The organism is Metapseudomonas boanensis (genome assembly GCF_042232855.1).
Lineage (GTDB): Bacteria > Pseudomonadota > Gammaproteobacteria > Pseudomonadales > Pseudomonadaceae > Metapseudomonas > Metapseudomonas boanensis.
Window position 1 is genome coordinate 2834549 of sequence record NZ_CP113889.1, and the last position, 26993, is coordinate 2861541.

The 26993-nt window shown below is 59.4% G+C and carries 10 protein-coding genes, 2 tRNA genes, 3 rRNA genes and 4 pseudogenes; 16 read left to right on the plus strand and 3 right to left on the minus strand.

Annotated features, from left to right (window positions below):
• The first annotated feature begins 4 nt into the window (after nucleotides 1-4).
• Nucleotides 5-634 carry a LysE family translocator gene (locus OXH74_RS13075; protein WP_375741540.1) on the plus strand — a complete coding sequence of 210 codons (630 nt, stop codon included), beginning with the start codon at nucleotides 5-7 and terminating at the stop codon, nucleotides 632-634.
• 464 nt (nucleotides 635-1098) lie between these two features.
• Here OXH74_RS13075 and OXH74_RS13080 read toward each other — a convergent pair whose 3' ends face one another.
• Nucleotides 1099-2274 carry an acetyl-CoA C-acyltransferase gene (locus OXH74_RS13080; protein ID WP_375741541.1) on the minus strand — a complete coding sequence of 392 codons (1176 nt, stop codon included), beginning with the start codon at nucleotides 2272-2274 and terminating at the stop codon, nucleotides 1099-1101.
• Nucleotides 2275-2455: 181 nt separating this feature from the next.
• On the opposite strand from OXH74_RS13080, the gene OXH74_RS13085 reads away from it, so the two are divergent.
• The 4 genes from OXH74_RS13085 to OXH74_RS13100 all read left to right on the plus strand — a co-directional run bounded on the left by OXH74_RS13085 (nucleotide 2456) and on the right by OXH74_RS13100 (nucleotide 10547).
• The gene (locus tag OXH74_RS13085; RefSeq protein ID WP_375741542.1) at nucleotides 2456-4141 is read left to right on the plus strand and encodes a fatty acid--CoA ligase; all 1686 of its coding nucleotides are present in this window, start codon (nucleotides 2456-2458) and stop codon (nucleotides 4139-4141) included.
• 243 nt (nucleotides 4142-4384) lie between these two features.
• The gene (locus OXH74_RS13090; protein ID WP_375741543.1) at nucleotides 4385-6277 is read left to right on the plus strand and encodes a DUF1302 domain-containing protein; all 1893 of its coding nucleotides are present in this window, start codon (nucleotides 4385-4387) and stop codon (nucleotides 6275-6277) included.
• Between the two features lie 31 nt (nucleotides 6278-6308).
• The gene (locus OXH74_RS13095) at nucleotides 6309-7676 is read left to right on the plus strand and encodes a DUF1329 domain-containing protein (RefSeq protein WP_375741544.1); all 1368 of its coding nucleotides are present in this window, start codon (nucleotides 6309-6311) and stop codon (nucleotides 7674-7676) included.
• Nucleotides 7677-7823: 147 nt separating this feature from the next.
• Entirely contained in the window at nucleotides 7824-10547 is a 2724-nt protein-coding gene (locus tag OXH74_RS13100) for a LuxR C-terminal-related transcriptional regulator (RefSeq protein WP_375741545.1), read from the plus strand.
• Here OXH74_RS13100 and OXH74_RS13105 read toward each other — a convergent pair.
• Nucleotides 10527-11110 (minus strand): annotated as a pseudogene (locus OXH74_RS13105) (hypothetical protein); the annotation flags it as partial. The gene OXH74_RS13100 and the pseudogene OXH74_RS13105 sit on opposite strands and share 21 nt — an antisense overlap.
• On the opposite strand from OXH74_RS13105, the pseudogene OXH74_RS13110 reads away from it, so the two are divergent.
• From OXH74_RS13110 to rrf, 6 genes and pseudogenes are all read left to right on the plus strand, one after another.
• Nucleotides 11079-11916, plus strand: a pseudogene (locus tag OXH74_RS13110) (alpha/beta fold hydrolase). The pseudogenes OXH74_RS13105 and OXH74_RS13110 sit on opposite strands and share 32 nt — an antisense overlap.
• A 1009-nt stretch (nucleotides 11917-12925) precedes the next feature.
• Nucleotides 12926-14462 (plus strand): 16S ribosomal RNA (locus OXH74_RS13115).
• 96 nt (nucleotides 14463-14558) lie between these two features.
• A tRNA-Ile gene (locus tag OXH74_RS13120) sits at nucleotides 14559-14635 on the plus strand.
• Between the two features lie 31 nt (nucleotides 14636-14666).
• Nucleotides 14667-14742: transfer RNA gene (locus OXH74_RS13125), tRNA-Ala, on the plus strand.
• Nucleotides 14743-14976: 234 nt separating this feature from the next.
• A 23S ribosomal RNA gene (locus OXH74_RS13130) occupies nucleotides 14977-17866 on the plus strand.
• A 135-nt stretch (nucleotides 17867-18001) separates the two neighbouring features.
• A 5S ribosomal RNA gene (gene rrf / locus OXH74_RS13135) occupies nucleotides 18002-18117 on the plus strand.
• The 16S, 23S and 5S rRNA genes sit together here with 2 tRNA genes alongside, the layout of an rRNA operon.
• Nucleotides 18118-18437: 320 nt before the next feature.
• Here rrf and OXH74_RS13140 read toward each other — a convergent pair.
• Nucleotides 18438-18853, minus strand: a pseudogene (locus OXH74_RS13140) (metal-dependent hydrolase); the annotation flags it as partial.
• Nucleotides 18854-18978: 125 nt separating this feature from the next.
• Here OXH74_RS13140 and OXH74_RS13145 point away from each other — a divergent pair.
• The 5 genes and pseudogenes from OXH74_RS13145 (at nucleotide 18979) to OXH74_RS13165 (ending at nucleotide 26943) form a co-directional block, all read left to right on the plus strand.
• Nucleotides 18979-19700: pseudogene (locus OXH74_RS13145) on the plus strand (AraC family transcriptional regulator ligand-binding domain-containing protein).
• 67 nt (nucleotides 19701-19767) lie between these two features.
• Entirely contained in the window at nucleotides 19768-20409 is a 642-nt protein-coding gene (locus OXH74_RS13150) for an MBL fold metallo-hydrolase (protein ID WP_375741546.1), read from the plus strand.
• A gap of 82 nt (nucleotides 20410-20491) precedes the next feature.
• Nucleotides 20492-21190, plus strand: a complete 699-nt coding sequence (locus OXH74_RS13155; protein ID WP_375741547.1) for an OmpA family protein — start codon at nucleotides 20492-20494, stop codon at nucleotides 21188-21190.
• 202 nt (nucleotides 21191-21392) lie between these two features.
• Nucleotides 21393-24797 (plus strand): response regulator, encoded by a 3405-nt coding sequence (locus tag OXH74_RS13160; protein ID WP_375741548.1) that lies wholly within the window; start codon nucleotides 21393-21395, stop codon nucleotides 24795-24797.
• Entirely contained in the window at nucleotides 24778-26943 is a 2166-nt protein-coding gene (locus OXH74_RS13165; RefSeq protein WP_375741549.1) for a putative bifunctional diguanylate cyclase/phosphodiesterase, read from the plus strand. Before OXH74_RS13160 ends, OXH74_RS13165 begins: the two co-directional genes overlap by 20 nt.
• The last annotated feature ends 50 nt before the right edge of the window (nucleotides 26944-26993 follow it).

The following is a 26993-nucleotide window of genomic DNA, read 5'->3' on the forward strand; positions in this document are numbered from 1 at the left end:
TCGCATGTACTGGACGGAATTCCTCACTGTTGCCCTGATCCATCTGCTCGCCGTGGCCAGCCCCGGCCCGGACTTCGCCATCGTGGTGCGCGAGAGCGTCGCCCACGGTCGTCGCGCGGGCACTTGGACGGCGTTCGGTGTGGGTACGGGAATCTTCGTGCATGTGGCGTATTCGTTGTTGGGCATTGGCCTGATCGTGTCGCAGTCGATCATGCTGTTCAATGCGTTGAAGTGGTTGGCTGCGGCTTATCTGCTCTATATCGGTATCAAGGCGCTGCGTGCCAAGCCCTCTGACCCGGTGGCAGCCGAGGCGGCGCTGGTCGCCGGCGAGCGCAGCTCGCGCGGGGCCTTCGCAACCGGCTTCGTCACTAATGGCCTGAATCCCAAGGCGACGCTGTTCTTCCTCTCGCTGTTCACCGTGGTGATCAATCCCCAAACGCCTCTGGCGGTGCAGGCGGGTTATGGCGTGTACCTGGCCTTTGCTACCGCAGTGTGGTTCTGCCTGGTGGCGATGCTATTCAGTCAGCGCCGCGTACGCGCCGGTTTTGCCCGCATGGGGCACTGGTTCGATCGCCTGATGGGTGCCGTGCTGGTGGGGCTTGGCGTCAAGCTGGCGTTTACCGAGCTGAAGTAAGAAAGTTGATCGCCCAGTTACGACTTTGGCGGGCAAGCCTTGTGGGTGCGAATTCATTCGCAAAGGGGTACGCAGTGACCCCATGTAATTCCAGGGCAGGCCTCGAGTCTGCTTGGCAAATGGATTGGCTCTGTCCCAGTTAAGTGTTGTCACTGGCTGGCTCCCTTGTAGGAGCCAGCTTGCTGGCGAACGGGCTCATTTCGCGAGCAAGAACTCGGCGTCCCCCTCGCTCCTACAGGGCTCTCAGCCCGACCGTTGATGGCTAGCAACAGCTAACGCCGACAGAGCCAATGGGTTTGCCTGCACACGGAGAGGGGGGCTGAGGCCCGGCTGGCTGCCTCACTAAAAAAACTTTACGAATTGTCGGAGGAGTTGCCTATCCGAGTTGAGGCCGACACTCCTTAGAGCTTCGCCACAAAAAAAGGCGCGGTATCGACCGCGCCTTTTTCATTCTGCTTACGCTGTTACAGCAGTTCGACGGCCACCGCAGTCGCTTCGCCACCGCCGATGCACAGCGAGGCAACGCCACGCTTGCCGCCCTTGTTACGCAGGGCGTTGATCAGGGTGAGGATGATCCGCGAGCCGGTGGAACCCACCGGATGGCCCTGGGCACAGGCTCCACCGTAGACGTTGACCTTGGCATGGTCGAGGCCGTGCTCACGCATCGCCAGCATGGTGACCATGGCGAAGGCTTCGTTGATTTCGAACAGGTCGACGTCGTCCTTGTTCCAGCCGGTTTTCTTGAACAGGTTGGTCATGGCGCCGATCGGCGCCAAGGTAAACTCGCTCGGATCCTGGCTCTGGGTGGCGTGACCAACGATCTTCGCCAGCGGCGTGAGGCCGCGGCGGGAGGCTTCTTCGGCAGTCATCAGCAGCAAGGCGCTGGCGCCATCGGAGATCGAGCTGGCGTTGGCGGCGGTGATGGTGCCGTCCTTCTTGAACGCAGGTTTCAGGCTCGGAATCTTGTCCAGGTTGGCGGTCAGAGGCTGTTCGTCGTCCTTGACCAGGACCTCACCCTTACGGGTGACGACGTTGACCGGGACGATCTCGGCGGCCAGCGATCCATCGGCGATGGCGGCCTGGGCGCGCTTCAGTGACTCGATGGCATAGGCGTCCATCTCTTCGCGGGTCACACCGTACTTGTCAGCGGTTTCCTGGGCGAAGGATCCCATCAGCCGGCCGCTGCGGGCATCCTCCAGGCCGTCGAGGAACATGTGGTCCTTGATTTCGGCATGGCCCATGCGCAGGCCGGTACGCGCTTTTTCCAGCACGTAGGGGGCGTTGGACATGCTTTCCATGCCGCCAGCGACCATGATCGAGTTGGTGCCGGCTTTGAGCAGGTCGTGGGCCAGCATCACGGCTTTCATGCCGGAACCACACAGTTTGTTGATGGTGGTGCAGCCAGCGGTCGCCGGCAGGCCGGCGTTTAGCGCAGCCTGGCGTGCCGGGCCTTGCTTGAGGCCTGCGGGCAGTACGCAGCCCATGATCACTTCCTGGACATCAGCGGGCTGGAGACCCGCGCGGGCAACGGCCTCGCGGATGGCGAGCGCACCCAGGTCCACTGCGGAAACGCTGGACAGGCTGCCCTGGAGTCCGCCCATGGGAGTGCGGGCGCCGCTGACAATGACGATATCGGACATCTGGAACCTACCTCATTGGATGATGTGACGCGACTGGACGAGCGCGGCGATTCTAACTCGTGACTGAAACTGGCCAAAGGGTCACGGGAAAAATCATTCTTTTGACTGATTAAGCGTCCTGCGAAGGAGCCTAAAGTCGGGAAAAGCCAAAAACCACAACTCCTCACCAGGTGTGCTCCCTATGCTTCAGACCCGAATCATCGAACCCGCAGCCAATGCCTACACCTACCCCCTCCTGATCAAACGCCTGCTGATGTCGGGCAGCCGCTACGAGAAAACACGCGAGATCGTCTACCGGGACAAGGTTCGCCACAGTTACGCTACCTTCAACGAGCGGGTCGCGCGTTTGGCGAATGTCCTCACCGAGGCCGGTGTTAAGGCTGGAGACACGGTGGCAGTGATGGATTGGGATAGCCATCGTTACCTGGAGTGCATGTTCGCCATCCCGATGATCGGGGCGGTGCTGCACACCATCAATGTGCGCCTGTCACCTGACCAGATCCTTTACACCATGAACCATGCCGAGGATCGTTTCGTGCTGGTCAACAGCGAGTTCGTGCCGCTGTACAACGGCATTGCTGCGCAGCTGACCACGGTGGACAAGACGCTGCTGCTCACTGATGCGCCCGAGAAGACGGCCGACCTGCCGAATCTCTTGGGCGAATACGAGACGCTACTGGCGGCGGCTAGCTCAACCTATGCTTTCCCCGACTTCGACGAAGACTCGGTCGCCACCACCTTCTACACCACCGGCACCACGGGCAATCCCAAGGGCGTCTACTTCACCCATCGCCAGCTGGTGCTGCACACCTTGTCGATGGCGGCGACCATTGGCGCCCTGGACAGCATCCGCCTGATGGGCACTGACGACGTGTATATGCCCATCACCCCGATGTTCCACGTCCATGCCTGGGGCGTGCCATATGTTGCCACCATGCTCGGCGTCAAACAGGTCTACCCGGGCCGTTACGAGCCAGACATGCTTTGCCGCCTCATCAAGGAGGAGAAAGTCACCTTCTCCCATTGCGTGCCGACCATCCTGCAGATGGTGATGAACGCACCCAACGCCCAGGGGCACGACTTCGGTGGGCTGAAAATGATCATCGGTGGGAGCGCGCTGAATCGCACCCTGTATGAAACGGCCAAGAGCCGTGGGATCCAGCTCACCGCGGCCTATGGCATGTCTGAAACCTGCCCGCTGATCTCCGTTGCCCACCTCAACGAGGAGCTGCGTGCCGGAAGTGAGGATGAGCGCATCACCTACCGCATCAAGGCTGGTGTTCCTGTCCCTCTGGTCGAGGCAGCGATCATGGGGGGGGGCGACGGCCAATTGCTGCCCGCCGATGGTGAGGCCCAGGGCGAGCTGGTGCTACGCGCACCCTGGCTGACCTTCGGCTATTTCAACGAGCCGGAGAAGAGCGAGGAGCTGTGGGAAGGCGGCTGGTTGCACACGGGCGACGTGGCGACCGTGGACGGCATGGGTTTCATCGACATCCGTGACCGTATCAAGGATGTGATCAAGACGGGTGGCGAATGGATTTCCTCGCTGGAGCTGGAGGATCTGATCAGCCGGCACCCGGCCGTGCGTGAAGTGGCGGTGGTCGGTGTACCCGATCCTCAATGGGGGGAGCGCCCCTTCGCCCTGGTGATCGTGCGTGACGGACAGTCGTTGGACGCTAAAGGGCTCAAGGAACATCTCAAGCCCTTTGTCGAACAAGGTCACATCAATAAGTGGGCCATTCCCAACCAGATCGCGCTTGTTACCGAAATTCCCAAGACCAGTGTCGGCAAGTTGGACAAGAAACGCATTCGCGTCGATATCGCACAATGGCAGGCTGCCGGTAGCGCATTCCTCTCCGCACTTTGAGTGCCCGCGGGCCGCTGTCTGGAGAGGCGCGGCCCGCAGCCAAGCAAACGCTTGGCTTACATATTGCTCACTTGTGAGAAATCTTGGCTATGTTTCTTACCGAAGGACTGGACGGAGCCATCGGAAGGAGCGAGCCAGACAACCTGGGGGCTGCAAATCACACTTTCGAGGGATCAAGCGTTAATACCTGCTGGCTATAGTCCGTACCAATCCATAACAAAAAACATACATGGAGTAGCGTCGATGACAAAAACCACCCAGCTCTGGCGCCTGGCAAGATTGCCCTTGGCCGTCAGCCTCGCTTCCACACTCGCCGCTCCGGCATTCGGCGTCACCTTCAACATCGGGGAAATCGAGGGCCAGTTCGACTCGGCTCTCTCCGTGGGAGCCAGTTGGTCGATGCGTGGGGCTGATCCGGATCTGATCGGCGTCAACAACGGTGGCGATGGCCTTTCACAGACCTCCGACGATTCCCACCTGAACTTCAAGAAAGGCGAGACCTTCTCGAAGATCTTCAAGGGCATTCATGACCTGGAGTTGAAGTACGGCGATACCGGTGTGTTCGTACGCGGCAAGTACTGGTACGACTTCGAGCTGAAGGACGAGAGCCGTCCGTTCAAGGACATCGACGACAGCGGGCGGAAAGAAGGGGCCAAGGCCTCCGGGGCTGAACTGCTCGACGCCTTCGTCTATCACAACTACGACATCGCCGACCTGCCTGGCTCGGTCCGCCTGGGTAAGCAAGTCGTCAGCTGGGGTGAGAGTACCTTCATCGGCAACAGCATCAACTCGATCAACCCGATCGACGTGTCGGCATTCCGCCGTCCGGGCGCCGAGATCAAGGAAGGTCTGATTCCGGTCAATATGTTCTATGTGTCCCAGAGCCTGACCGACAACCTGTCGGCTGAGGCCTTCTACCAGTTGGAGTGGGACCAGACCGTTGTCGATAACTGCGGCACCTTCTTCGCCCAGCCTGACGTGATTGCTGATGGCTGCGACGATAACCTCCGCGTATTGAGAAAGGCATCGAGCCTGAGCCCCGCTGCTCTCGCTGCCTTGAGTCGGTTCGGGGTAAATGCCAACGAGGAAGGGGTACTGGTTCGTCGCGGGCCGGACCGTGATGCGGATGACGACGGCCAGTACGGCCTTGCTCTGCGCTACTTCGCCGAGCAACTCGATACTGAATTTGGTGGCTACTTCATCAACTACCACAGCCGGGCTCCGATTTTCAGCGGCGCGAGCGCTACCCAGGCGCAGCTGAATGCAATCAACGCCGGTTTGCCAAACGTTCCGGCCCTTGGCGCCAACAACCCGGCTAACCTTCGCCCGTTGGCAGTCGCCGGTTCTTCGAACTACTTCGTCGAGTACCCAGAGGATGTCCGCCTCTACGGCTTGAGCTTCTCCACCACTCTGCCCACCGGTACTGCCTGGAGTGGTGAGGTCAGCTACCGTCCTAACCTACCGGTCCAGCTGAACACCACCGATATCCTCTTCGCGGGTGTCGACTCCCTTGGCGGACTGTTCGGCAACGCTTCGCTGCTGCCAGGCGTTCCGGGACAGGACCTGCACGGCTATCGCCGCAAGGAAGTGACCCAGTTCCAGACGACCTTCACGCACTTCTTCGACCAGGTCATGGGGGCTAGCCGCCTGACTCTGGTGGGTGAGGTCGGCGTCGTTCATGTCGGTGGCCTGGAAAGCACCTCCGAGGTTCGTTATGGCCGTGACCCAGTCTTCGGCCCTGGTCCGCTGCCGGCCACAGGGCCAATCAATACTTGCGTGGCTCTGAATACCAGCACGCTGGGTAGCGCCACCGCAGAGAACGTCAGCAAGTATTGCGAAGACGATGGTTTTGTCACCAGCACGTCCTGGGGTTACCGCATGCGCGCCGTGTGGGATTACAACGATGTGTTCGCCGGTGTGAACCTGAAACCCAGCATCGCCTGGTCCCATGACGTCGATGGTTACGGTCCGAATGGTCTCTTCACCGAGGGCGCCAAGGCAGCCAGCCTGGGCCTGGATGCCGAGTACCAGAACACCTACACCGCCAGCCTGGCCTACACCGACTTCTTCGGCGGCAGGTACAACACCTCGATCGACCGCGATTTTCTTGCGCTCAGCTTCGGCGTGAACTTCTAAGCGGACTGGAATCTTGAGGAAAACGAAATCTATGAAAACAACAAAGAGTCTGCTGCAAACCGGCGCCCTGGCGCTGTCCCTGATGGCCTCCGGCGTCATGGCTGCGGTATCTGCCGACGAAGCAGCCAAACTGGGCACCAGCCTGACCCCGTTGGGCGCCGAGAAAGCCGGCAACGCTGATGGCACCATCCCAGAGTGGACCGGCGGTCTGCCGCAGAACGCCGGTAGCGCTGACGCCAAGGGCTTCCTGTCTGACCCCTTCGCCAACGAACAGCCGCTGTTCACCATCACCGCGCAGAACGTTGACCAGTACAAGGACAAGCTGACCCCCGGCCAACTGGCGATGTTCAAGCGCTACCCCGACACCTACAAGATGCCGGTGTACACGACCCACCGTTCGGCGTCCGTGCCGGCCAACGTGGTCGAAGCCACCCAGTACAACGCCACCAACACCAAGCTGGTGGAAGGCGGAAACGGTCTGGAGAACTTCCGTACCGCCAACCCCTTCCCGATTCCGAAGGACGGCCTGGAAGCCATCTGGAACCACATCACCCGCTATCGCGGTGGCAGCGTGCGCCGTCTGGTGACCCAGGCGACCCCGCAGCCGAATGGTTCTTATAGCCTCGTGTACTTCCAGGACGAGTTCACCTTCCGCGACAAGTTGAAGGACTACGATCCGAACAAGCCGAGCAACGTGCTGTTCTACTTCAAGCAGCGCGTGACCGCGCCATCGCGCCTGGCGGGCAACGTCCTGCTGGTGCACGAGACCCTGAACCAGGTGAAGGAGCCGCGTCTGGCATGGCTCTACAACGCTGGCCAGCGTCGTGTGCGCCGTGCACCGCAGGTGTCCTACGACGGTCCGGGTACCGCCGCCGACGGCCTGCGGACCTCCGACAACTTCGACATGTACAACGGTGCACCCGACCGGTACGAGTGGAAGCTGGAAGGCAAGAAGGAGATCTATATCCCCTACAACGCCTACAAGCTGGACTCGCCGAAGCTCAAGTACAGCGACATCATCAAGGCCGGCCATATCAACCAGGACCTGACCCGCTACGAGCTGCACCGCGTGTGGCACGTCGTGGCTACCCTGAAGCCGGGCGAGCGCCACATCTACGCCAAGCGTGACTTTTACATTGACGAGGACACCTGGCAAGCCGCTGCCATTGACCATTACGACGGTCGTGGCACTTTGTGGCGCGTTGCCGAGGCGCATGCCCAGTATTACTACAATAAGCAAGTGCCGTGGTACACGCTGGAGAGTCTCTATGACCTGCTGTCCGGCCGCTACCTGGCGTTGGGCATGAAGAACGAGGAGAAACAGTCCTACGACTTCAGTTACACCGCCGGTGAAAGCGACTACACCCCGGCAGCGCTGCGTCAGGCAGGAGTTCGCTAACAGTTCGCAGCACCCTGTTAAGGAAGCCGGCCTCCGGGCCGGCTTTTTCTTGGCTGTAGTTTCCCTGGGGACTTCTATTGGGCTTCCGTAACGGCTAGGCTCGATTGGGTTCGCGCCCTTGAAATCGCTATTCCAAGAAGCCAGGTGATGACTGACCTTTCTAGTTCGCGATCCAGAGCGTCGGTAGCCGTACAGATGGCCGATGCACGATTCTTCCGTCCGCCACGGCCCGCCGGCTATGTGTCGCGGCCGCGCCTTTGTGAGCGCCTGACCGCGGGCCTGGGCGGACGCCTGTTGATGCTCAGTGCGCCAGCGGGATTTGGCAAAAGCTCCCTGGCGATCGAGTTTTGCGAGGTCCTTCCGGAGGGCTGGCAAAGCCTGTGGCTGAGCCTCAGCCGTCGCGACTGCGACCCTGGGCGTTTCCTCGAGCGCTTGTTGGACGGCTTGCGCCAGTTCTATCCCGGGCTTGGCGACGAGGCCATGGGCCTGCTGAAGATGCGTCAGCGGCACCAACCGTTCGCGTTTGAGCAATGGCTGGACGGTTTACTCGATGAAATGGCCGTGCGCCCAGAGTCCGGGCAGCCCCTGCTGCTGGTGCTGGACGATTATCACCTGGCGCAGAACGCGGTCTTGGACCGTTGCCTGCAGTTCCTTCTCAATCACTTGCCAGACGGCTGGGTGCTGTTGGTGACCAGTCGTCAACGGCCTGACTGGCACCTGGCGCGGCTGCGCCTGTCGCGACACTTGCTGGAACTCAATGAGCAGGACCTGCGCCTGACCGAAGATGAATGCCTGGCCCTGCTGCGCAGCCAGGGCGCCCGGCTGGAAGACGATGACCTGGAAGGCTTGCTGCAGCGCAGCGAAGGCTGGGTCGCCGGGCTGCGCCTCTGGCTACTGGCCGGCCAGGACAAGTCGGGTTGTGATGGCTCGGACATGACGCCCCTAGGCGACGAGAGCTTGATCCGCGAATACTTGCTTGAGGAAGTGATTGAGCGCCAGCCGGCGGACGTCCAGACCTTCCTCTACGAAACGGCACGCCTGGAGCGCATTTGCGCAGAGCTTTGCGATGCCGTACGCGAGAGCCACGACAGCAGTTCCATCCTGCGACACTTGCAGGCCCACCAGGTGTTCCTGGTCCCGCTGGACGAGCATGGCCGCTGGTTCCGCTATCACCATTTGTTCTCCGATCTTCTGCGCACGCGCCCGCTGTCCAGCGTCTCACCATCAGCCATCCATCTGCGGGCCTGTCGCTGGTTCAGCGCCCAAGGGCTGCTGGATGAAGCAATCGAGCAGGCGTTGCGCGCCGGCCAACCAGACGTTGCCGCTTCGCTGGTGCAGAATCTGTCGGAAGAGCAACTGCTGGCCAATCAGAATATCGCCATGCTGCTGCGCTGGAAGATGGACCTGCCGGACAGTCTCCTGTCCAGCACTCCCCGGCTGATCGTGCTCTACAGTCTTGCCTTGGGCCTGGCTTGTCAGCTGGACGCTGCGGAAGAGCTGGCCGGAAACCTCGCGCGTTTCCTGCCGGCCCCCGATGCCCTGCAGCAACGTAGCCTGATGGTGCAATGGCTGGCTATCAGCGGTGTCATTGCGCGTGGGCGTGGAGATATCCAGCGGGCCGAGCAGATGTGCGCCGAAGCCCTGTCCGCGCTGCCTCCAGAGAACTTCGGCCTGCGCCAGCTCTGTCTGTCGACTCTGGCCAACATTGCGATGGTGCGGGGCGATCTCTGGCGCGCGCGCGGGCTCAACCGGGAAGCGCTGGAGCATGCGCAGCGGGGGGCGAACCCCTTGTTCGAAGCGTTGGTGCACTATGATCGCGCCCGGGTGCTACAGGCCAGGGGCGAGGTATTGCGAGCCCTGCAGGAGGTCCAGCAAGGCCTCGAGCGGCTGCGCACCATCCGTACACCGCGTTCCTCTGTTGCCCGGGCGCGGTTGATGCTGTACCAGGGCTACCTGCTCAGCGTGCGGCTGCAACCTCAGGCTGCGCGGGCCAGTGTGTCGGCCGGAATTGCCGAGGCGCGGGATTGCCGCGATATCAGCTTGCTGATCGGGCACTGCGTGCTCGCTGGACTGGAAGGCCGTGAGGGGCGCTTCGCTGCAGCTTTCGCGCAATTGGCCGAGGCTGAGCGGCTCATGCATATCTGGGACGTGCCGCCAGTCTATTATCTAGCGATGATCACTCTGGCGAAATGCGATCTCTGGCTGGCCCAGGGGCAGATTGAACTCGCCGAAGCCTGGCTGCCGCGCCTGGCGGAAGCCTATGGTGGGGAGCACGCGGCTGCTGCGCCCGAGTTTCACCCGCAATTGCCCTTGTTCATTGAGCTGCAACTGGCCGTCCTGGCCCAGGCCCAGGGGCAGCACGAGGAAGCGGAGCGACGCCTGCGGGCCCTTTTGTTCAAGGCTGAAGCTCAAGGTGCGCAGCATCTGGCCTTGTGGGTCCAATTGAAGCTGGTATCGCTACTGCGCACCAGTCGGGAACGCGAAGCAGCCACCATCCTGAATATGGCGCTCGATGCACTTCCCTGTGGATCATTGCTGCCCTATCGGCAACTGCTACAAGAGCACCCACAGTGGCTGCGCGAGCAATTGGGGGCGCGCGATTCCGGGCCGGTTCGCGAACTGCTCGATCTGCTGCCAGGGGCCGCCCATGAGACTCTGCCTGAAGCGCTCGTTTCGGAAGCGCTCAGTTCGCGTGAGCTGGCGGTCCTGCGGCTGATTGCCCAGGGCTGCTCCAACCAAGAAATCAGCGAGAAGCTTTTCATCTCCTTGCACACAGTGAAGAGCCACGCCCGTCATATCAACGGTAAGCTCGGTGTGGAGCGCCGCACCCAGGCCGTGGCGCGCGCCAAAGCCCTGGGCTTGTTGCGCTGAAGTTGCGGGTGGTGCGCGGAGGTCAAGAGCTGGGCGGGCATTCTTCGGCGCGGCAGGCTGGGCCAGTTGGCCTTCCACATCCTGCTGGATGCCGGCCTGCACCAGGAGGAGTTCGCCCATGCTGGTGCGCACCTCGGCGTGGGGGGCTGTTCGGCCAGCTCCGCGACCCGCGCCAACAGTTGCCCTCGCACGTCACTACCCAGATGCACGAGCAGTTCGGGCATCCGTTTTGCCAGTTCCGCGCTGTAAAGCACCAGGTCTTCGCGATTGAGCTGGCGTAGCTCAAGAGGCGCATAAATATTCAGCGGCGGCCAGAAGTTCTCCTCGCTGACCATCCGCTGGTAGATCGACCCGATGAGCTCACCGTTGCGGCGGGGCAGGGCATTAACTTGGGTTTCATCGATCTCCTGAAGGGCCGCGATCATCTGCCGGTAATCTGCGCTGTCCCAAGGGCGCTGGATGTCGGGAATCTTCTGGCCGAGGTAGAACAGCTCGGCGGCCGGCACGCGCTGAGCGAGCAACAGAAGGAGGATGGCCAGCGCCGATAGCGGTTCGTGTTTCATCGAGCTGCATGGCTCCAATGTCCATTACCGCGACGAAGTCTGCCGGGACAAGCCGGCGCTGGTATTGATCCACGGCATGGTCGCTTCGCTCCACAGCTGGGACGGCTGGGGCGAAGCCTTTGCCCCGCACTACCGCATCATCCGCTTCGACGTTCCCGGCTTCGGCCTCACAGGGCCCAGGCGCAACGGCGAATACTCCGGCGAGCACATGATCGGCGTCCTCGGCCTGCTTCTGGACTACCTTGGCGTGACCAGGGCTTCGATCGCCGGCAATTCGCTCGGTGGCTACATCGCCTGGAACTTTGCCCTGGCCCGGCCGCAGCAGGTTGAGAAGCTGGTGCTGATTGACCCGGTCGGCATACCAGATGCGCAAGGCATCTTGGATGATCGCTGCCCGGGGCGACCGTTGCCATGCCGATGAGGATGCCGAGTGCATTGGTCGCTCAGGGCGCCAAGGAAGTCTACCGCCAGCCGGGGCGGATCAAGCCAGGGGGGGGATCGATCGTTACTACGACCTCAGCCCCCCCGCTCGGGCAACCGGTGGGCGATGATGGCAATCTTTCGGGTGCTGCTGAAGGTCAATCGCGAGGAGCTGGATTGCAGCAGCGAGCGGGTGGCGAACATCCAGGTGCCGACGCTGCTGATGTGGGGTGAGTGTGACCGCAGGATTTCACCCAAGCACGTGCCGCTCTGGCAGCGCAGCTTGCCCGGTCTCAAGTGAAGATATAGTGGCAAGTAGGGCACATTCCCATGGAGGAGATTCCGTAGCAGACGTCGGCGATGCCATACGCTTCCTGCTCGGCTGAAGTGCTCTTGTGGAGGGCTTGCCTTGTCGGTTGGGCTGAGCCAGCGGTGGGACGCCAGCAGGGTCTGGCTTGAGGTTTCTCTCCGGCTCATCGTAGTAATTACGTGATGGTAGCGGTGCTCCTTCTTAAAGCGGCCCTTCATTCTGGCGCCTCGAAAAAGTGCCGCGCTGCTCTTTTCAGGATGTCCAGTTCTTCCACTCCGCGACGCATCTGCGCCCGTGTCCGCAATATCTCGCTTTTTGGCTTCGACCATTTCGCAGGTCTGCTTTCGAACCTACCAGGGGGCAACTGCCTTTACCCATTTGTGGAAACCATGGGGCGAAACTCCGAGGCGTGCGGTAGTTTTCGGCGCTGAATTACTGGGCTCGACGATCTGACTGGTCTTCTCTGCCTTTAGCTGCAGTGTGAACCGCAGGGTGCTATCTCCTTCGATGCTCAATACATGGACCGGGGATGTATGACGTGATGGGTTAGTACTGGGCGATTCAGCGGGATGACAAAAAAGTTTCTATTTAGTGTTGACGGCGCGTTTTGGATCCCTATAATGCGCACCTCTTCCGGCGCAGTCGCCAAGTAAAACTCCTTGAGATTCAATGAGTTAAGCTTGATAAGTGGTGAGCTGGAAGGTTCTTGCCTCGCAAGGCTCGCCAGTGGCGGGGGAGGCTGGAAAGGAGGTGTTGACAGCGAATTTGAATGCTGTAAGATGCGCCTCCCGCTGACGAGAAGAGAGATCGGATCGAAAGCGCAAGCGGTTGAGTAGAAACGAAAAATTTCGAAAAACAGCTTGACAGAAAGAAAGGCTGCTGTAGAATGCGCGGCCTCGGTTGAGACGAAAGGCTTGATCGAAACGCTCTTTAACAACTGAATCAAGCAATTCGTGTGGGTGCTTGTGGAGTAAGACTGATAGTCAACTGATTATCAGCAACACAAGTAACTCTTCGTGAATTCAAAGAGTTTATTTGCGATTGCTGAGCCAAGTTTAGGGTTTTCTCAAAACCCAAGCAGTATTGAACTGAAGAGTTTGATCATGGCTCAGATTGAACGCTGGCGGCAGGCCTAACACATGCAAGTCGAGCGGCAGCGGGTCCTTCGGGATGCCGGCGAGCGGCGGACGGGTGAGTAATGCCTAGGAATCTGCCTGGTAGTGGGGGATAACTCGGGGAAACTCGAGCTAATACCGCATACGTCCTACGGGAGAAAGCGGGGGATCTTCGGACCTCGCGCTATCAGATGAGCCTAGGTCGGATTAGCTAGTTGGTGGGGTAATGGCTCACCAAGGCGACGATCCGTAACTGGTCTGAGAGGATGATCAGTCACACTGGAACTGAGACACGGTCCAGACTCCTACGGGAGGCAGCAGTGGGGAATATTGGACAATGGGCGAAAGCCTGATCCAGCCATGCCGCGTGTGTGAAGAAGGTCTTCGGATTGTAAAGCACTTTAAGTTGGGAGGAAGGGCAGTAAGTTAATACCTTGCTGTTTTGACGTTACCGACAGAATAAGCACCGGCTAACTTCGTGCCAGCAGCCGCGGTAATACGAAGGGTGCAAGCGTTAATCGGAATTACTGGGCGTAAAGCGCGCGTAGGTGGTTCAGCAAGTTGGAGGTGAAATCCCCGGGCTCAACCTGGGAACTGCCTCCAAAACTACTGAGCTAGAGTACGGTAGAGGGTGGTGGAATTTCCTGTGTAGCGGTGAAATGCGTAGATATAGGAAGGAACACCAGTGGCGAAGGCGACCACCTGGACTGATACTGACACTGAGGTGCGAAAGCGTGGGGAGCAAACAGGATTAGATACCCTGGTAGTCCACGCCGTAAACGATGTCGACTAGCCGTTGGGATCCTTGAGATCTTAGTGGCGCAGCTAACGCGATAAGTCGACCGCCTGGGGAGTACGGCCGCAAGGTTAAAACTCAAATGAATTGACGGGGGCCCGCACAAGCGGTGGAGCATGTGGTTTAATTCGAAGCAACGCGAAGAACCTTACCTGGCCTTGACATGCTGAGAACTTTCCAGAGATGGATTGGTGCCTTCGGGAACTCAGACACAGGTGCTGCATGGCTGTCGTCAGCTCGTGTCGTGAGATGTTGGGTTAAGTCCCGTAACGAGCGCAACCCTTGTCCTTAGTTACCAGCACGTGATGGTGGGCACTCTAAGGAGACTGCCGGTGACAAACCGGAGGAAGGTGGGGATGACGTCAAGTCATCATGGCCCTTACGGCCAGGGCTACACACGTGCTACAATGGTCGGTACAAAGGGTTGCCAAGCCGCGAGGTGGAGCTAATCCCATAAAACCGATCGTAGTCCGGATCGCAGTCTGCAACTCGACTGCGTGAAGTCGGAATCGCTAGTAATCGTGAATCAGAATGTCACGGTGAATACGTTCCCGGGCCTTGTACACACCGCCCGTCACACCATGGGAGTGGGTTGCTCCAGAAGTAGCTAGTCTAACCGCAAGGGGGACGGTTACCACGGAGTGATTCATGACTGGGGTGAAGTCGTAACAAGGTAGCCGTAGGGGAACCTGCGGCTGGATCACCTCCTTAATCGAAGACTTCAGCTTCTTCATAAGTTCCCACACGAATTGCTTGATTCAATTGCGAAAAGCGATTGGGTAATTAAGACCCGAGAGTAAGACGATTGGGTCTGTAGCTCAGTTGGTTAGAGCGCACCCCTGATAAGGGTGAGGTCGGCAGTTCGAATCTGCCCAGACCCACCAATTGTCACGGGACGTGGCCGGTCATGCAGATGGGGCCATAGCTCAGCTGGGAGAGCGCCTGCTTTGCACGCAGGAGGTCAGGAGTTCGATCCTCCTTGGCTCCACCATTACTCGACAATCGCTGAAAGCTCAGAAATGAGTGCCTCGCGAAGGGCATTGATTTCTGGTCTTTGCGCCAGAACTGTTCTTTAAAAATTTGGGTATGTGATAGAAGTAGACTGATTAATCTCTTTCACTGGTGATTAGTCAAGTCAAGGTAAAATTTGCGAGTTCAAGCGCGAATTTTCGGCGAATGTCGTCTTCACGTTCGAGGCTTATAACCAGATTGCTTGGGGTTATATGGTCAAGTGAAGAAGCGCATACGGTGGATGCCTTGGCAGTCAGAGGCGATGAAAGACGTGGTAGCCTGCGAAAAGCTTCGGGGAGTCGGCAAACAGACTGTGATCCGGAGATATCTGAATGGGGGAACCCACCTAGGATAACCTAGGTATCTTGTACTGAATCCATAGGTGCAAGAGGCGAACCAGGGGAACTGAAACATCTAAGTACCCTGAGGAAAAGAAATCAACCGAGATTCCCTTAGTAGTGGCGAGCGAACGGGGATTAGCCCTTAAGCTTCTTGGATTTTAGCGGAACGCTCTGGAAAGTGCGGCCATAGTGGGTGATAGCCCCGTACGCGAAAGGGTCCAGGAAGTGAAATCGAGTAGGACGGAGCACGAGAAACTTTGTCTGAATATGGGGGGACCATCCTCCAAGGCTAAATACTACTGACTGACCGATAGTGAACCAGTACCGTGAGGGAAAGGCGAAAAGAACCCCGGAGAGGGGAGTGAAATAGAACCTGAAACCGTATGCGTACAAGCAGTGGGAGCCTACTTGTTAGGTGACTGCGTACCTTTTGTATAATGGGTCAGCGACTTATTTTCAGTGGCGAGCTTAACCGAATAGGGGAGGCGTAGCGAAAGCGAGTCTTAATAGGGCGTTTAGTCGCTGGGAATAGACCCGAAACCGGGCGATCTATCCATGGGCAGGTTGAAGGTTAGGTAACACTGACTGGAGGACCGAACCGACTACCGTTGAAAAGTTAGCGGATGACCTGTGGATCGGAGTGAAAGGCTAATCAAGCTCGGAGATAGCTGGTTCTCCTCGAAAGCTATTTAGGTAGCGCCTCACGTATCACTCCAGGGGGTAGAGCACTGTTTCGGCTAGGGGGTCATCCCGACTTACCAAACCGATGCAAACTCCGAATACCTGGAAGTGTCAGCGTGGGAGACACACGGCGGGTGCTAACGTCCGTCGTGAAAAGGGAAACAACCCAGACCGTCAGCTAAGGTCCCAAAGTTATGGTTAAGTGGGAAACGATGTGGGAAGGCTTAGACAGCTAGGAGGTTGGCTTAGAAGCAGCCACCCTTTAAAGAAAGCGTAATAGCTCACTAGTCGAGTCGGCCTGCGCGGAAGATGTAACGGGGCTCAAACCATACACCGAAGCTACGGGTTCGTCGTAAGACGAGCGGTAGAGGAGCGTTCTGTAAGCCTGTGAAGGTGAGTTGAGAAGCTTGCTGGAGGTATCAGAAGTGCGAATGCTGACATGAGTAACGACAATGGGTGTGAAAAACACCCACGCCGAAAGACCAAGGGTTCCTGCGCAACGTTAATCGACGCAGGGTGAGTCGGTCCCTAAGGCGAGGCAGAAATGCGTAGTCGATGGGAAACGGGTTAATATTCCCGTACTTCTAGTTACTGCGATGGAGGGACGGAGAAGGCTAGGCCAGCTTGGCGTTGGTTGTCCAAGTTTAAGGTGGTAGGCCGAACACTTAGGCAAATCCGGGTGTTCAAGGCCGAGAGCTGATGACGAGTGTTCTTTTAGGACACGAAGTGGTTGATGCCATGCTTCCAGGAAAAGCTTCTAAGCTTCAGGTAACTAGGAACCGTACCCCAAACCGACACAGGTGGTTGGGTAGAGAATACCAAGGCGCTTGAGAGAACTCGGGTGAAGGAACTAGGCAAAATGGCACCGTAACTTCGGGAGAAGGTGCGCCGGTGAGGGTGAAGCATTTACTGCGTAAGCCCATGCCGGTCGAAGATACCAGGCCGCTGCGACTGTTTATTAAAAACACAGCACTCTGCAAACACGAAAGTGGACGTATAGGGTGTGACGCCTGCCCGGTGCCGGAAGGTTAATTGATGGGGTTAGCGCAAGCGAAGCTCTTGATCGAAGCCCCGGTAAACGGCGGCCGTAACTATAACGGTCCTAAGGTAGCGAAATTCCTTGTCGGGTAAGTTCCGACCTGCACGAATGGCGTAACGATGGCGGCGCTGTCTCCACCCGAGACTCAGTGAAATTGAAATCGCTGTGAAGATGCAGTGTATCCGCGGCTAGACGGAAAGACCCCGTGAACCTTTACTGTAGCTTTGCACTGGACTTTGAGCCTGCTTGTGTAGGATAGGTGGGAGGCTTTGAAGCGAGGACGCCAGTTCTCGTGGAGCCATCCTTGAAATACCACCCTGGCATGCTTGAGGTTCTAACTCTGGTCCGTCATCCGGATCGAGGACAGTGTATGGTGGGCAGTTTGACTGGGGCGGTCTCCTCCTAAAGAGTAACGGAGGAGTACGAAGGTGCGCTCAGACCGGTCGGAAATCGGTCGTAGAGTATAAAGGCAAAAGCGCGCTTGACTGCGAGACAGACACGTCGAGCAGGTACGAAAGTAGGTCTTAGTGATCCGGTGGTTCTGTATGGAAGGGCCATCGCTCAACGGATAAAAGGTACTCCGGGGATAACAGGCTGATACCGCCCAAGAGTTCATATCGACGGCGGTGTTTGGCACCTCGATGTCGGCTCATCACATCCTGGGGCTGAAGCCGGTCCCAAGGGTATGGCTGTTCGCCATTTAAAGTGGTACGCGAGCTGGGTTTAGAACGTCGTGAGACAGTTCGGTCCCTATCTGCCGTGGACGTTTGAGATTTGAGAGGGGCTGCTCCTAGTACGAGAGGACCGGAGTGGACGAACCTCTGGTGTTCCGGTTGTCACGCCAGTGGCATTGCCGGGTAGCTATGTTCGGAAGAGATAACCGCTGAAAGCATCTAAGCGGGAAACTTGCCTCAAGATGAGATCTCACTGGGATCTTGAATCCCCTGAAGGGCCGTCGAAGACTACGACGTTGATAGGTGGGGTGTGTAAGCGCTGTGAGGCGTTGAGCTAACCCATACTAATTGCCCGTGAGGCTTGACCATATAACACCCAAACAATCTGCGGATTGTGGGTGCGGATGGTGAAGTCGACAGACCGAAAATTGGCCTGAACTTGCAAACCAGACTGTCACATACCTGATTCGGGGTCGCGCCAGCGGCGAGACCCCAACCGAATTGCTTGACGATCATAGAGCGTTGGAACCACCTGATCCCATCCCGAACTCAGTAGTGAAACGACGCATCGCCGATGGTAGTGTGGAGCTTCTCCATGTGAGAGTAGGTCATCGTCAAGCTCCTATCCCAAACCCCCGATACGCCCAGGCGTGTCGGGGGTTTGTCTTTGGGCGCGGGAAAAACCGGCTTCGGTCCGGCCGTTGGAACAGGGCTGAAGGGGGAGCCGAAGCGCTGCAGATTTCCCCATGCCGGACAAGCAGTTTTGACAGCTTTGCCAGGGCCGGGCATTCAACGATTGGCAAAAGTGACTCGCCTAGGAAGTCGAAACAGAGACTTCAAACCAGTTCGGTAATCTGCTGCGAGCAAGAACCAGACTTACTTCTGATTACCTATCGGAAGTACCGCCCCGCCTCCGGTATCTCCCTAAACACACCAAATGAGCCATTATCGCGGTAATGTGTTCCAGCGCGGCAGTTGCGGCCAGTAGGCGGCGTGTAGAGAACGTCTTTATGTGTAGCGTATACGCGCTTTGGCGCGGTGCTCAATGGTGCCGATGCCATAACCTAACTCGCGCAGATGGTTGCTGTACTCCAGGTGCTCGCGGCTGTGGTGGCCTTCCTGGCCGATGAAACCGCGGATCTGCTCTTTGAGCACTGGCTCTTTGATCTGGTCGCGGAACAGCCGCACCGACTCGATGAAGAAGCACTCACCGTCGTGGAACAGCCCCGATATCGCGTCGAACAGGTGGGCCTTGGAGGCGTCGCCGTTGTGCCAATGCCGGGGCAGCGGGCTCGGCAGGTCGAAATCCATGTGGCGTGGGCAAATAACCAATCCTTCGGGTGTGGTACTTGCCATGGCGGCTATCTGAGTATGTCTTAACCATGTGGCAACTACCGGCTTGCTGGGTTTTGTCAGAAAGGTTATCAACTGCCAACCTTCAAGTCATATCTGGCCAGCAGCCAAAAGAACAAGAAGACACGATGAAGCAGCCGTTTACCTTTACCGCCGAACTGGTGCCGGTCGCGTATGCAGAGGCCCTGCTGGGACTTGCTGAGAAGTTGGGTGTCCCGCGCGATGCGCTGTTGGCTGCGGCGCTGCCAAGACAGGGAGTCCTTGGCAATCCCAATGGCCGCCTGTCATTCCTCGATTTCAATCAACTGGCCAGTGTGGCACTGGCGCAGTGTCGGGAGCCTGCACTAGGGCTGGTCCTCGGGCAACGCCTCAACGTCTCCATCTACGGCATTCTTGGCTACGCAGTGTTTTGTCCAGCGCCAGCCTCGTCCATGCCCTGCCATTCGCGTTGAAGTACTACCGAGTGCTTGACCTAGCCTACGAACTGGAACTGGTGGAGCAGTTCGATTGCGTGCAACCGAGTCCTTTCCCATAGGTTCGCTCGGCCGCTTTGCGCGTACGCCGCCTGCCACTGGCCCGCTCGGGCGATTTTCCCGATCTCGATAGCACTGTCCACATACTGCATATCATCGGCCGGAGCCTGCGTCGCCACCTGGCGGCCATGGGGATCGGTTACCAGCAAGTCTTGGACGAGATACGCAAGGGTCTGACCCTGCGATACATTGCCACCACCCATTTGCGGCTGTACGAGATTGCCAGCCTGCTTGGGTTCAGCGACCCGTCAAACCTCCGCCGCGCCCTCCGTAGATGGACGGGCAGGCTACCCAGCGATTATCGTGCCGAGCCATGAACCTGAATCCACAGCGCTCTGCACGCCAAGATGCGGTCGGGGCTCAGCGTTGCAACGGAGACATCTGATGAGAGAGCCAACGACCCTGATCCGTGAAACCTTCCCTGTCGGGCCTTTGCAGTGCAACTGCACCCTGATCGGCGATCCCATCAGCAAGAAGGCCATCGTGGTCGATCCAGGCGGTAACCATGAGCTGATCCTGGCGCGACTTCAAGCCCATGGGCTGAAGCTGGTCAGTATCATTCACACGCACGCCCACCTGGACCATTTCCTCGCATCTGGAGAATTGAAGAAGGCTACCGGCGCCACGCTCCACCTGCACAAGGAGGACCAGTTCCTCTGGGACAACCTGGAAATGCAATGCCGCATGTTTGGCGTGCCCTATAAGCCCGTACCATCGCCCGACCAGTGGCTGGCTGATGATGAGGAGTTGGCTTGTGGCTGCGGGGTGGCCTTGCACACGCCAGGGCATACACCTGGCTCCATGAGTTTCTGGTTTCCCCAGGCCAAGTTGCTGATTGCTGGCGATACGTTGTTCCGTCGCGGAATTGGCCGGACCGACCTGTGGGGCGGTGATTACGGCACCATCGAGCGTTCGATCAAGCAGCGCCTCTACAGCCTCGACGAGGACGCCACCGTGATTACCGGCCACGGTCCGGAAACCCGCCTGGGTGAGGAAATGCGTGAAAACCCCTTCGTGCGGGCCTGATACACGGAATTTCTACCGATTGTTGTGCTCTAATCGTGCGCAGCCGAGATCGGCTGTAAGAATTTTCAGGAGTAAAAAGTCCATGTTCACCCCGCGTCGCCTGATCATCGCCGCTACTGCCTTCGCCATGCTTTCGGGCTGTGCACAAACCCCTTACGACGTCCAGAGCCAAGCCCCAAGCGAAGGCAGCAGCATGAGCAAAACCGCCAAGTACGGCGCCCTCGGTGCTCTGGCTGGCGCCGTGGCAGGTGCTGCGATCAATCACGACAACCGTGGCAAGGGCGCGCTGATCGGTGCCGCCGTTGCGGGCGCGGCCAGTGCCGGCTACGGCTACTACGTCGACAAGCAGGAAGCCGAGCTACGCCGCAGCATGGAAGGCACGGGCGTCCAGGTGCAGCGTGATGGCGACAATATCAACCTGATCATGCCGGGCAGCATTACCTTCGCCACCGACTCGGCCGATATCGCCAGCAACTTCTACAACCCGCTGAACAACCTGGCGACCTCCTTCAAACAGTACGATCAGAACAACATCGAGATCGTCGGTCATACCGATAGCACTGGCAGCCATCAGTACAATATGACCCTGTCGCAGCGTCGTGCGCAGAGCGTGGCCAACTACCTGATGGCCCAGGGCGTCAACGGTGCCCGTGTCTCCTCCCGTGGCATGGGCCCTGACCAGCCTGCCGCCAGCAACGCCAATGAGGCCGGCCGTTCCCAGAACCGTCGTGTGGAAGTCAAGCTGACACCTATCCCCGGCGCTCAGGTTTCGCAACAGTAATACTGATCCCGCTGAGTGCAAGAAGGCCCGCATAAGCGGGCCTTCTTGTTTCCGGGGCTGTCTGTCGAAGGGCAACACGCTCAGCGCCAGTTATTGGATTCCTGTCTAAACTGGCGAGGTGAGTTTCACCGAATCTCGCCAAGCCTGCACGCCAGTTGTCAATGGCTGCTTGCTGGAATCCATGGAGTGGACAGGAGACAGCATGGAAGACGAATCCCCCTCTCTTTTACACCGCTTCGGTGTGCCAGCGCTCGTCACCCTTGTCTTGATCGTCGGCCTTGGCGGGCTGGTGCTCTGGCAGTGGCTGGCCCTGGAGGACCGTAACCGCAACGAGTACGAGCAGCGCTTTCGCATCGAGGCCGAAGAGATCGCTCAGCGCGTCAATGCCCGCATGCTGGCCTACGGCATGGTGTTGCGCGGAATGTCCGGCTTGATGGTGGGCAGTTCTAACGTCTCTGCCGAAGAGTGGTCCAGGGCGGCCGAACAGTTGCAGTTGCAGGATCGCTATCCGGGAATTCAGGCCCTGGCCTGGGCGCGTGCACTGAAGAAGCCGGAGTTGAGCCAGTTCGTCGGGGAAATCTGGGATCAGGGGAGGCGGGAGTTTCGTGTTTTTCCGCCGGGTGAGCGCGACGAGTATGTGGTAGTTCAGTACAGCAACCCCCTGGATTGGCGCAACCGTCGTGTGCTGGGTTACGACATGCTTAGCGAACCGGTGCGCAAGCTGGCCGTGGAGCAGGCGCGAGAGAGCGGCGAGGCCCGTCTGACGGGGCCGGTGAAGCTGAAGCAGGAAACCGAGCAGGACGTCCAGAGCGGTGTGCTGCTGTACATGCCGGTGTATCGGGTCGACGCGCCCATCACGACGGTCGAAGAGCGCCGCGATGCCTTACTGGGCACTGTGATCGGCGCATTCCGCGTGCACGACCTGATGGATGGCATCCTGGGGAGCCAGAACGCCCTTTATCAGATCGACCTGCGAGATATGGGCAGTCCTGATGACCCTTTGCTTGCCGGAGCCGAAAATGCCGCGCGACAGCCGCGCTTTCGCCAGGTCGAAAAGCTCAATCTGTTCGGCCGCACCTGGGCGTTGGGCATCAGCAGTACGCCCGATTATGAGGCCATGCTGGGCAATAACCGCCTGACCTTCAGCCTGTGGACCGGTCTCGCCGCTGCAGTTCTGCTAGGTCTGCTGGTCGGTGGCTATCTCTACCAGCGCGAGCGCCGTCTTTTGCTCACCCAGGCTGCCGCTGCGGAGTTGCGCGAGCGCGAGGAACGTTTCCGTCTTGTGGTTGAGGCCTCGCCTAATGCCATCCTGCTGGTTGATGCGCGGGGGCGAATCGAGATGGTCAATCGCCAGGTCGAGCAGCTGTTTGGATACAGCCGCGACGAGCTTCTGGGGGAGACGGTGGAACGGCTCCTGCCGGAGAGCTTCAGAGCGGCCCACGTGGGGCTGCGCAAGGGCTACCAGCAGAAGCCCGAGCAACGGCGAATGGGTAGTAACCGCGAACTCCATGGCCAGCATCGCGACGGTCAATTGATTCCCCTGGAGGTGGGCCTGTCGCCCATCCAGAGTGGCGGCGAACTGCTGGTCCAGGCGGTGATCATCGACATCAGCGAGCGCAAGGCAGCCGAGCAGCGCCTGCGCGACCAGGCCGAGCAGCTGATTCTGGCCAATCGCTACAAATCCGAATTCCTCGCCAACATGTCCCATGAGCTGCGTACGCCGCTGAACAGCATCCTGATTCTCAGCGATCAGCTGCGGCAGAACCTGGCCGGTAACCTCACTGAGCGTCAGGCCCGCCATGCCGATATTGTCCACAAGGCGGGCAATGACCTGTTGCAGCTGATCAACGATGTGCTCGACCTCGCCAAAATCGAGGCGGGGCGCATGCAGTTGAAGCTGGAGCCGCTCAACGTCCAGGACATGCTCGCCGAGCTGGATGGCAGCCTGCGCCCCATGGCCGAGATCAAGGGATTGCGCCTGGTCACAGAGGTCCAGGCGGGCGTTCCGCGGGTTATCCACAGCGACCGAGTGCGTCTGCATCAGATCTTGCGGAACCTGCTTTCCAATGCCCTGAAATTCACCGAGCACGGCGAAGTAGGGCTCAGCATTGAGCTGGACCCGGCAGGTGCTTGCGATGGACGCGAAGTGCTGCGCTTCGTGGTGCGCGACACCGGAATCGGCATCGCCGAGGACCAACGCGAACGAATTTTCCAGGCCTTCCAGCAGATAGACGGCTCCACCAGCCGCCGTTTCGGCGGCACGGGTCTGGGGCTGGCCATCACCCGGCAGTTGGTGCTGGCCCTGGAGGGCAGCATCAGCCTTGAAAGTGCGCCAGGCAAGGGGGCGAGCTTCATCGTGCGGCTGCCGGTAGCGGTAGCAGCGGTGCAGCCGACGATGGACGAGGCCTCGACGCAACCCCTGCGCAGCGGTCAGGGGCCAGCAGTGCTGATTGTCGAGGATGACGCCAATTTCGCCTCTGTGATTGCCGAGGAAGCGCAGAACCACGGGTTTGCCACCGTCCTCTGCCGCAGTGGCAAGCAGGCCATGACTGTGCTGCAGGAGGAGCGTTTCGTGGCGGTGATTCTCGACATCCTGCTGCCGGACGTCAGTGGATGGCAAATCTACCGGCGCCTGCGCAGCCTGGCCAACCATCGAGGAACGCCAGTGAACATCATCTCTTGCGTGCCCCAACCCCAGGACTGGGAGGAGGACGGTACCCGCTACCTGGTCAAGCCCATTGCACGCGAAGACCTGGAGCAGGTCTTCGAAGGCATCGAGCGGGTCGGCGTGGAGTCTCGTCGGCTGCTGCTGGTTGAGGATGTCGAGGTGGAGCGCGAACACTATCGCGAGCACCTGGAGCGGCTGGGCTTCGAGGTCACCGCCAGCGCCAGCGGCGAGGCGGCCAGCCAGGCCTATGCTGCGCAGTCGTTCGATGCCCTGGTGGTCGACCTCGACCTGCCCGACCAGGATGGGTTCGAATTACTCGAGCGGCTTGATCGCCTGCGGCCGTTGAACGGCGCGCGGGTGGTGGTCAATACGGGCGTGGACATCGAGCAGCAGAGTCTTCAGCACTTGCGCCGCTACTCGGCCGTGGTGGTGCGCAAGGCAGGCAATGACCTGGACGGGCTCAGTTCCGCTGTCGAAGGGTTTCTCGCCAGCGTGCGCGAGCCTAAGGGGCAGCAAGGTCATGCCGGTATCGTTGACCCGCTGGAGGGAGGGCGCGTGCTGCTGGTCGACGATGACGTGCGCAACATCTATGCCTTGAGCGCGCTGCTCGACGAGGTCGGCTTGAAGGTGACGGCCGCGAGCGATGGACTCGAGGCCATCGCCTGCTATCAGCGTGAGCCTTTCGATCTGATCTTGATGGACATGGCGATGCCCGAAATGGACGGCTACGCCGCCACCAGAGTCCTTAAGCAGAAGCACGGTTGCAGCATCCCTGTGATCGCACTGACGGCCCATGCCATGAAGGGTGATCGGGAGAAGTGCATTACCGCAGGTGCCGACGACTACCTTGCCAAGCCGGTGAGTCGTCAGGATCTGTTGGACATGCTCTATCGTTGGCTCGATAACCCGGGAGGTCGCGATGGCAGACCTGCAGCCTAGGGAAAATCCGTTGTACAACATCTTGCTGGTGGTGGATGACCGTCAGGAAAATCTCATCGCCATGGAAGCCTTGCTGGACAACGGAGATTGGCAAGTGCGTACCGCGGACTCGGGCGAAGCAGCGTTACGCTGCCTGCTTGAAGAAGAGATTGGCCTGGTGCTGCTGGACGTGCAGATGCCGCGCATGGATGGCTTCGAAGTGGCGCGGCTGATGCGCTGTAGCCCGTTGACTCGCTATACGCCCATCATCTTTATTTCCGCCATCGCCCATACCCAGGATGCGGTGCTGCGCGGTTATACCTCGGGCGCTGTGGACTTCATCCTCAAACCCTTCGACCCCCAGGTGTTGCGCTACAAGATCCAGTCGCTGCTGGCCCACGAACGCAATCGCCGCGATCTGTTGCACCTTAGCCAGCAACTCGACAGCGCCCGAGCCTTCAATGCGTCGGTGCTGGAAAACGCGGCGGAAGGCATTGTTGTGGTCGGCGAAGATGGCCTGATCAGCTTTGCCAACCCGGCCATGGCGCAGATGCTCCAGTGCAGCGTCGGCGATCTGGAGGGCAGACCGCTGCTGTCACTGTTCGGGTCCCCGGAAATGGCTGTCGAATGGCGTTTTTCGGAGTTCTATCGGCATTGGAGGCAGGGGCTGACCTACCGACTGCACGACGCGAGCCTGCAAACTCTGGGTGGAGAACGCCTGCCGGTAGCCGTGTCCTGCTCGCCCTTGCCGCGCGCCCAGCGCTCCATGGTGGTGATCGCCCTGGATATGTCGGTCGTACGCCACCTGCACGCCCAGCTCGAATCCCAGGCCATCACCGATGCCCTAACCGGGCTGCTCAACCGACGCGGCTTCTACCAGTCGCTGGAGTCGGTGCTGGCGCGCATCGAACGCAATGGCAAGCGCATGGCGGTGCTCTACCTCGACCTGGACGGCTTCAAGCTGATCAACGACTCCCTCGGCCACGACGCCGGAGACCATGTACTGCGTCGGGTGGCTGAACAGCTCAAGTCCTGCCTGCGTCCGTATGACGTGCTGGCGCGTGTAGGGGGCGACGAGTTCACCGCATTGCTGGATGTGCTCGAACATCCGGAGGATGCGGCACGGGTGGCGGAAAAACTCATCGAGCTTGTTTCGGTCCGGCAACGGATCGAAGGCATCGACGTTACCCTCGGCGCGAGCATCGGCATTGCCTGCTATCCGGAGTGCGGGCAGAGTGTTGACGGGCTGATGCGCGCTGCCGATATCGCCATGTACGAGGCCAAGCGCGCCGGGCGCCAGCAGTACCGCTTCTACTCGCCGGAGATGAATGGTCGCGCGCGTTCACGGCTGATGCTGGAAGAAAGCCTGCGTAATGCCATCGAGCACAGCGATTTCCACCTCGTCTATCAGCCGCAGATTTACCTCGAAAGTGGCCGCCTGCGCGGTTTCGAGGCACTGTTGCGCTGGGAGCATCGCGTGGCCGGCACCGTGGCCCCCAACGTGTTCATACCGCTGTTGGAAGAAACCCGCCTGATCAACCGGCTGGGGGATTGGGTTATCCGCGAAGGCGCTAACCAGTGCAAGACTTGGCTCCCTCGATTTGGCGAGGACCTGGTAATCAGCCTCAATGTCAGCCCGGTGCAGTTCAGCATGCCGCAGTTGCTGAGCGACCTGCAGCGAGTGCTTGACGACCTGCAACTGCGGCCCAGCCAACTCGAAGTGGAGGTGACCGAAAGTGCCCTGATGCAGGATCTGGAGCAGACTCGCAAGAAGTTGCAACAGCTGCGCGCCTTGGGTGTACGCATAGCCATCGACGATTTTGGGACGGGATATTCCTCCCTGGCCTACCTGCGGCATTTCGAATTGGACACCTTGAAGGTCGACCGGTTATTCATTGCCAGCATGCTGGACTCCCCGCGTGATGCCGCCGTCGTGAGCACCATCATCGACCTGGGGCGGCACCTGGGGCTGGAGGTGATCGCTGAAGGCGTGGAAACCATGGCTCAGCGCGACTGGTTGCTGGACCACGGCTGCGCCATCATGCAGGGCTTCCTGGTCGCGCCGGGAATGGCGGCCGCTGCCGCCGGGGCTTTTCCGATGCAAGTGGAGTGGGGGGCGTTACGCTCCACGCCGGTCCCGGCTCTCTCCCCCGCCCCCTCTCCCTGAGCGGAGAGGGTGGCCGAGCCTTACTCGATAAATCGTCCATTTTCCGTTTC